Below are 6,324 nucleotides of genomic sequence, written 5' to 3'. Positions count from 1 at the left end.
TGGAAATCCCAAAGGGAGAAAGATTTTATATCTCATCATTCGGAACATGATCCGCCAGCAGAAAGCAGCTCCTAATCATATTGTCGAGTATTATTACAAATTAAAAAAGCAACCTACCCCCAAGAAGGACAAGGTTGCCGTTGTCGCTTGTATGAACAAGCTCATAAAGTGTATGTATTCCATGGCTAGGAATCATACAGAGTACGATTACTCGCACGCGGTCTCAATGGACCAATAACTGTAGTATACCATAGGAACCTTATTTAAAAATAGACAGGGATAAGGTTTATTTCCTATGCCTAGATTTAAAAATAACATCATCAGAATTATTATAAAAACCCTATTGACTAAACGTAGGAAAGAGGCTGGGACAAAAGTAGATAGACAGACCAAAATGACGAACATTCCTGAAAATAGGAACGTTCGTCGTTTCTTTTATATGAAAATGAACGGAAGGATTCTCCTGTAGCGGTGCTACTCAGCATAGTTTAGACTATTCGTCTTTTCAACTACTACTTTTCGTTATGTCCCTGCCTCTTTTTCGTTTGATTGGTCTGTTATCCAAGAGTCAACGATCTCGATGATGGCTTTTTGCTGCTCGTCTACGGAAAGAGTTGCGACCCCGTCGCCAGATTGTTCACCGTATATACCAAAATAGGCATGGTTGCCGCCTTCAATTTCAATCAAATCGGTCGTTTTCGGAAGGTTTTCGCTATTAGCTTCAATTTTCTCTGGTGTGCTTAAGCCGTCTTCAGATGCACTAAGAGAAAGGACTGGGAGAGAAGAGGAGTGTAAAAATTTATTGCTCGCTGCATACGAACCGAATAAAAGTAAACCCTCAATCGTCTCCAAATGGTTATCCGCATACTTCGCCGCAGCTGCACCACCCATAGAATGCCCACCTATGAACCAATGAAGCTCAGGTTCCTTTTGAATTAACTCTTTTGCTTTAGCACTGTCAAAGATCGAGAGGTTTAACGTAACAGACGGAATGGCTACCGTTATACCTTGCTGAGACAATTCTTGCGCAAGGTAAGCATACGCTTCTGGTTCTACTTTCGCCCCAGGATACAAAACGAACCCGATATTCGCATTAGGTGCAGAATAAATTATCCAATCATCTTCTTTTGGAATTGGTTCATGTAATTCCACACCTTCAGCATTGATTACCGTATAGGTGAACTGAGTCCAAACGAAGAAACTTGCCACTAGAAGAAGGATAATTCCTGTAACACCAAGAAGTATCCATTTTAAACCTTTTTTCATTTAATTGATTCCTTTCTAAGTGTCATCTTTTCTATTATGATCATATCCAGGTGTTATAAATCAGTATCCTCTTTTAAATGAGGTTAAGAATGAACATAGTCATTTTTGCGCAAAAGGGCGAGAAGGGAAGTTTATTCTACTAAACCCACTAAAGAACAAAAATAACGTTACAGCTCTTGTATGAAAGCCTGAGAAGCTCGATCGCCTTCAAACTGATGAACATTTAACGCTTGTTCGCAGAAATGTAGGAAACCAAGTAGATATACTAAGACTGGCTTATTAATAAAAAGAACGTCGTAGTTGCGCTACCAATTAACGTTGAAAGTGAGGAGAACATGTGACCGAATTACAAATTGAATTGGGGGATGCCAATTCGAAGGAAGCAACTTATTTGATGCGCGAGCTTTCAGAAAAATTAACATGTATTACTGGTGATTCAGGAGAAGGTTCTTTCAATACGAATGATTTGAACGGAGAACAGGCAATCTTTGCCATTTGTCGATACAACGGAGAGCCGATTGGTTGTGGGGCATTACGACCGATAACTGAAACAACAGCTGAATTAAAGAGAATGTACTCAAGAAAAAATAGTATTGGAGTTGGATCGAGGCTTTTGAGTTTTTTAGAACAAGAAGCTCAAAAAATGAACTTCTCTACAATTAGGCTTGAAACCAGAAGGGTCAATACGAAAGCAGTTCAATTTTATGAAGGGAAGGGATATGGTCGTATTTCCAATTATGGGAAGTATATCGGAAGGTCAGAAGCCGTTTGTTTCGAAAAAGTTCTGTAAGATCGTCGTGACATGTAGATTTTCCACTGAAAGCCTTAAAGCTGAGTGTTTTAAGTCTACTTAGTTTTGCTTTGATACGAAAAAACGTTCTATAAATTACCAGATAAATACGAACGTATTTTCTGTTTTTGGCCTTGAATAAGAATGTGCGTTCGTATATAATGAATGAAAATAAGGGAGGGCTTGCTATGAACAGAGGCGTTTTACAACGAGCGTTAGAGCGTAAAGATTGTGTTGAATTAATTTATTTAGATACAAAGGGAATCATTTCGCAAAGAGTCATTACGGTATTGCAGTTGAAAGAGCGCTGGTTTGTAGCCTATTGTCATAACAAGCGCCAACGAAGAGTATTTAAGTATGAGAATGTTCTCTCTTTAAATCAAATGAAACGAACAGTCTCGTAGCATGGCTAACCATAGTTAAAACAGATCCTCATCGTAGGACTATCTATACTGAATATTAAGCTCATTTCCTATAAAACACCATAAAAATGTCAGTTAAATAAACGTTTGTTTAATGCTGTTATTATACTATAGCAAGTGCATATTATCATTTTAGAATCCTAGTGGTTCTGTAGTCTAATGAAAAGAGTGATCAAATGAACGTTGATGTTAGGATGAACCTTCCCATTGAAGATGAAGAAGTACCCCTATTAAGAGAAACCGTAGGCTGGGCAAGAAGAGATCAAGATTACCCGCTTCTTTTTGAGCGCTGTACCTTTTGGGCAGGAATGAGAGGAGAGAACGAGGAGCTCATTGCATTTGGATATCTATGTGGGATGGGGTTAGAGCATGGGTACATAGAAGATGTGATTGTGCACCCATCGTATCAAGGTAGTGGTATCGGCGCTAAATTAGTGAAGCGTTTACTGGTCGAAGCGGAGACAACTGGTATAGAAATTGTCACAGTGACTTTCGATACAAAGCATGCGTCTTTTTATCAACGATGTGGATTTACGTATGGAGGGGGCGGGGTTTGGCGAATCAAAAATGGATAGAGCAAGGAGAAATGGTATGAATAAAAAGAGGCTCATTTTCGTTATATGGCTCGTTTTCTTTCCACTGGTCACAACAGGATTCTTGACGCTTTATCGATTCTTTAGAGGTCTTGAAATAGGGATAGAGCAAATGACGCCTCATTTTCTAGCGTTTATGGTGACTGGTGCAGTGGCTAGTTTCATATGGTATCAAATTGCGACGATGCAACAAAAAGGGAAATAAACCGTTTACGTATAGAGGATAAGTATATAGCCTCTACTATTAAAGTTCATTTTTATAGTCAGTTAAAACAGTATTCTTATTCGACCTACTGTTTACTGTCAGTTAAACATCAATACAGAATGGAAACTTACTGTAAAAGTACTAATAGAAAGGAAAAGAAACCAATACATTGGAACGAAACTAGCAAAAACCTCCTTCAACCAAAAAGCCTATATCATTTATGCTACTCATTTGATATGATTTACAGAATCATTGATAGTTTCATAGAAACCTATGTTTAGCTAACCTGATATTCGGGAATGCACGATAGGTAGTTTAAAAGGAGGGGGAAAATGCGGTTTTTTAAAACAGTGACAGCCCTATCGATTATCGTCTTACTCCTGTTTGTGACGTATGAACAAGTGAGCGCGTCCACAAACGTTGGTGTCGTTCAAAGTGACGCGCCATTAAACGTAAGGGCTCTTCCTTCTGAAGATGGCTCCATCATTGGGAAGCTCGAACCTGGAAATAAAATTGAATATTTTAACACGTCAACAGACTGGGTTAAAATTACGTATGCTGGACAAGTGGGCTATGTGAGTAAAGCATTTATTAGTGGCACAACAAGTACAGAGGCAACGTCAACAACAGGGCATGTAGAATCGAAGACAGGTGTGGTCGCTTCAACAGGTGGACTAAATGTTCGGTCTGGTCCGCAACAATCTGAAAGCGTTCTTGGGCAGTTGGCGAATGGTACACAGATTGATTACATTGACTTAGGGAATGACTGGGCGCAAATAACCTATAACGGGGCAATTGGATTTATACATACTGAATACGTACAATCTATGGTTACGTCACCCACAGTTACTCCTATTGTTAATAAGCCAACAGCTAAACAAGGGTTTAAAGTCGTACTTGACGCTGGACATGGCGGTTATGATTCGGGTGCCGTTGCAAATGGCCTCTTAGAAAAGCATGTAGTAAAAGCGTATAAGGATGAGCTAAAGCGAACGTTAGCAGCAGATGGCATTGAAGTTATTGAAACGCGAACAGGTGATGAGTTTGTTTCCCTTTCAAGTCGAGTGAACCAAGCAAATCAAGCCCAGGCAGATTTGTTTCTTAGCATTCATGCTAATAGTTTTGCCGATCCGAATGTTCGTGGTTTTGAGACTCATTACTACCAATCTAGTAAAGAGGCAAGCGCTATTAATAAGGAGATTCGCCGATTAAACTCTGGTTATACAAGAGGAATCTATCAGTCTAATTTCCAAGTTCTGCGCGATTCAAATGTTCCAGCTGTTTTAATTGAAGTAGGTTACTTAACAAATGCTGATGATGCCTATCGTATGCAAACGAATCAGCATCAACAAGAAGTAAGTGAAGCCGTTCGACGTGCGGTGCAACAATTAAAATAAGCTAGTAATAAGAAGCCTTTCTTAAAGAAGGTTTCTTATTTTTTTGCAGGATTTGCTCTCGTTTTGTCGAAGGAAAAGAGGCATAATGAGGTGATAAGAATGGAAGTGTTCCAATCTATAGGATTAGCGGTACTGCCAGTACTCATCATAGGTGCGTTTGCGGTTTCCACCATTGCGATAACTGCTGTGAAGGAACAGAAGAAACAACTAGAACAGTTAGAAAGGCGACTTGCACAACTAGAACGACAATCATAGAGAAGAGGATGTGCCATCATGTTTGAACATAAACTAACGGAACAATTGTCGCTAAAACTAATTGATTTTCAAGATGCTGATGCAATTTTTACATTAACAGATGAAAATCGGATGTACTTAAAAGAATGGCTCCCCTGGCTCGATCATATTAAAGAGGTAAACGATACCGCTACGTTTATTCGGCGTTGTTTGCAGAGTCATGCAGATAACAATGGGCTTCATACGGTTATTGTGTATGACGGTCATGTAGTTGGAATGGCGAGTTTTAATTCGCTGAATTGGGCGAACAAAACAGCCTCCATTGGCTACTGGGTGAGTGAAAAGGTTCAGGGTAGAGGGATTGTCACAGCCGTTGCCCATGACTTAACAAATTATGCGTTCCAACAACTTAACATGAACAAAGTGGAAATTCGTGCTGCTACCGAAAATCAAAAGAGTCAAAGAGTTCCGATGAAACTAGGCTTTACACGCGAAGGAACAATTAGACAAGCAGAATGGCTGTACGATCATTATGTGGATCATGTTGTGTTCGGAATGCTTGCTTCTGAATGGAAAGACCGAGTGAACTAGCTCGGTCTTTATTAAGGTTACTAGCGGGGAACGATTCTGTTTCCAAGCAAAATTATATTGAAAAATGAGAGAAAATCATGTTAATGGAGATGGTGAGAAGGCTCTTCACGTATACTATTTCTGTTGAATGTCAGTATGTCTTTGAAAACGAATGGGTATATTGATACGAAAACGTTCATTTTTCTGAAGAAGGGTGATCATATGTCCAAACCGGTTCGAATTGAGGAAGCTTCGCCTCATTCAAGGGTTGGTGCTAAGCTAAACATTATGGCTATTGAAAGCATGGCTAAGACCATTGTTGGTTCAGACGATCCTGCTACTATAGAAGAAACGATGAGACGATTGTGGGAAGGGACAAACAATCGCTTTAGTCACGAATTCGCCTATGAAGCAAAAGCTGGAAACAAAACCCTCGGAATGATAACGTGTTATCCAACAAGTGTCATGAATCAATTAGTTCTTCCAACAGCAAAACAAATTTTGCAAATAAGACGTTTTGAAATGATCAAGTATGCAGTCAAGAATGTACGCCCCCTCTATGCGATGATGACGATGGAAGAAGGAAAAAAAGATGAATTCCATATAGGTGCGAACGCCCTACTACCTGAAAGCAGGGGGCTAGGTATTGGTGGAATGTTGCTTGATTTTGCTGAAGCATGTGCAAAGGAACGTTCTTTCACAAAGCTATCGCTAACAGTTCGAGAAAACAATCCACGTGCGAAACAATTATACGAGCGGCTAGGCTATCAAGTTGTAGGAAAGATTGATCGAGGGTCATTTAAGCTTTCTCGAATGGTTAAAACAGTGTAGCATTAAACAAGCAAGA

At 39.6% G+C, this 6,324-nt stretch carries 9 protein-coding genes and 1 pseudogene; 9 read left to right on the top strand and 1 reads right to left on the bottom strand.

Annotation, left to right across the window (positions count from 1 at the left end):
• Window positions 1-238 (top strand): annotated as a pseudogene (locus BK583_RS21100) (IS110 family RNA-guided transposase); the annotation flags it as partial.
• Between the two features lie 284 nt (window positions 239-522).
• Here BK583_RS21100 and BK583_RS18270 read toward each other — a convergent pair.
• Window positions 523-1,266 carry an alpha/beta family hydrolase gene (locus BK583_RS18270; protein WP_055735499.1) on the bottom strand — a complete coding sequence of 248 codons (744 nt, stop codon included), beginning with the start codon at window positions 1,264-1,266 and terminating at the stop codon, window positions 523-525.
• A gap of 337 nt (window positions 1,267-1,603) precedes the next feature.
• Here BK583_RS18270 and BK583_RS18265 point away from each other — a divergent pair, with 337 nt between their 5' ends.
• From BK583_RS18265 to BK583_RS18235, 8 genes are all read left to right on the top strand, one after another.
• Window positions 1,604-2,056 (top strand): GNAT family N-acetyltransferase, encoded by a 453-nt coding sequence (locus tag BK583_RS18265; protein WP_038476623.1) that lies wholly within the window; start codon window positions 1,604-1,606, stop codon window positions 2,054-2,056.
• Window positions 2,057-2,244: 188 nt separating this feature from the next.
• The gene (locus BK583_RS18260) at window positions 2,245-2,460 is read left to right on the top strand and encodes a hypothetical protein (RefSeq protein WP_055735500.1); all 216 of its coding nucleotides are present in this window, start codon (window positions 2,245-2,247) and stop codon (window positions 2,458-2,460) included.
• Window positions 2,461-2,654: 194 nt separating this feature from the next.
• Entirely contained in the window at window positions 2,655-3,053 is a 399-nt protein-coding gene (locus BK583_RS18255; RefSeq protein WP_055735501.1) for a GNAT family N-acetyltransferase, read from the top strand.
• 16 nt (window positions 3,054-3,069) lie between these two features.
• Complete coding sequence (locus BK583_RS18250; RefSeq protein ID WP_078440254.1) at window positions 3,070-3,276, top strand: hypothetical protein; 207 nt, start codon at window positions 3,070-3,072, stop codon at window positions 3,274-3,276.
• Window positions 3,277-3,608: 332 nt separating this feature from the next.
• Window positions 3,609-4,673, top strand: coding sequence for an N-acetylmuramoyl-L-alanine amidase family protein (locus tag BK583_RS18245; RefSeq protein WP_055735503.1), 1,065 nt, complete (start codon window positions 3,609-3,611; stop codon window positions 4,671-4,673).
• A gap of 99 nt (window positions 4,674-4,772) precedes the next feature.
• On the top strand, window positions 4,773-4,928 hold the full coding sequence (locus tag BK583_RS20925; RefSeq protein ID WP_160319270.1) for a hypothetical protein: 156 nt from the start codon (window positions 4,773-4,775) through the stop codon (window positions 4,926-4,928).
• 18 nt (window positions 4,929-4,946) lie between these two features.
• Entirely contained in the window at window positions 4,947-5,498 is a 552-nt protein-coding gene (locus BK583_RS18240; protein WP_055735504.1) for a GNAT family N-acetyltransferase, read from the top strand.
• Window positions 5,499-5,699: 201 nt separating this feature from the next.
• Entirely contained in the window at window positions 5,700-6,308 is a 609-nt protein-coding gene (locus tag BK583_RS18235) for a GNAT family N-acetyltransferase (protein ID WP_055735514.1), read from the top strand.
• Window positions 6,309-6,324: the final 16 nt, after the last annotated feature.

It is taken from the genome of Shouchella oshimensis, from assembly GCF_002019765.1.
GTDB classification, from domain to species: domain Bacteria; phylum Bacillota; class Bacilli; order Bacillales; family Bacillaceae_D; genus Shouchella; species Shouchella oshimensis.
The sequence above is the reverse complement of the archived record's forward strand: the minus strand, read 5'-3'. Positions and strand labels throughout refer to the sequence as shown.

What these genes read in the sequence shown, in the direction of transcription:
- BK583_RS18255 (WP_055735501.1), top strand. Translation starts at nt 2,655, where the DNA reads ATGAACGTTGATGTTAGGATGAACCTTCCCATTGAAGATGAAGAAGTA.
- BK583_RS18245 (WP_055735503.1), top strand. Translation starts at nt 3,609, where the DNA reads ATGCGGTTTTTTAAAACAGTGACAGCCCTATCGATTATCGTCTTACTC.
- BK583_RS20925 (WP_160319270.1), top strand. Translation starts at nt 4,773, where the DNA reads ATGGAAGTGTTCCAATCTATAGGATTAGCGGTACTGCCAGTACTCATC.
- BK583_RS18270 (WP_055735499.1), bottom strand. Translation starts at nt 1,266, where the DNA reads ATGAAAAAAGGTTTAAAATGGATACTTCTTGGTGTTACAGGAATTATC.
- BK583_RS18235 (WP_055735514.1), top strand. Translation starts at nt 5,700, where the DNA reads ATGTCCAAACCGGTTCGAATTGAGGAAGCTTCGCCTCATTCAAGGGTT.
- BK583_RS18250 (WP_078440254.1), top strand. Translation starts at nt 3,070, where the DNA reads ATGAATAAAAAGAGGCTCATTTTCGTTATATGGCTCGTTTTCTTTCCA.
- BK583_RS18240 (WP_055735504.1), top strand. Translation starts at nt 4,947, where the DNA reads ATGTTTGAACATAAACTAACGGAACAATTGTCGCTAAAACTAATTGAT.
- BK583_RS18260 (WP_055735500.1), top strand. Translation starts at nt 2,245, where the DNA reads ATGAACAGAGGCGTTTTACAACGAGCGTTAGAGCGTAAAGATTGTGTT.